We start from the raw sequence: 291 nt of genomic DNA on the forward strand, positions 1-291 counted from the left end.
GTTGCAGATTATATTCAAAATAGAATTACCCAAGAAGATGTTGATCTTTTTATCGCTAAAAGAGAAGCAGAGATTGTGAGAGCGCTGCAGAGCGTGGAGGGTAAAGTTTCTATGCTGGCTAAATTTGAGACTTTCCATGAGAATCCTGGTTTCCTAACCCAACAGCTTGCAAATGTTAAAGCATTGAAAGTTGGAGATATAAAACGGGTATTTGAGCAATATGTCGCTAATAAAGCGAATGTTGTATTGAGTATTGTACCAAAAGGAAAGCCAGAACTTATCGCGCAACTA

1 pseudogene is annotated in these 291 nt (G+C 38.1%); it reads left to right on the top strand.

The features are described 5' to 3' along the window. Positions 1-291: pseudogene (locus tag CWC11_RS22915) on the top strand (hypothetical protein); the annotation flags it as partial.

The organism is Pseudoalteromonas sp. S3178 (assembly GCF_005886985.1).
Taxonomy (GTDB): domain Bacteria; phylum Pseudomonadota; class Gammaproteobacteria; order Enterobacterales; family Alteromonadaceae; genus Pseudoalteromonas; species Pseudoalteromonas carrageenovora.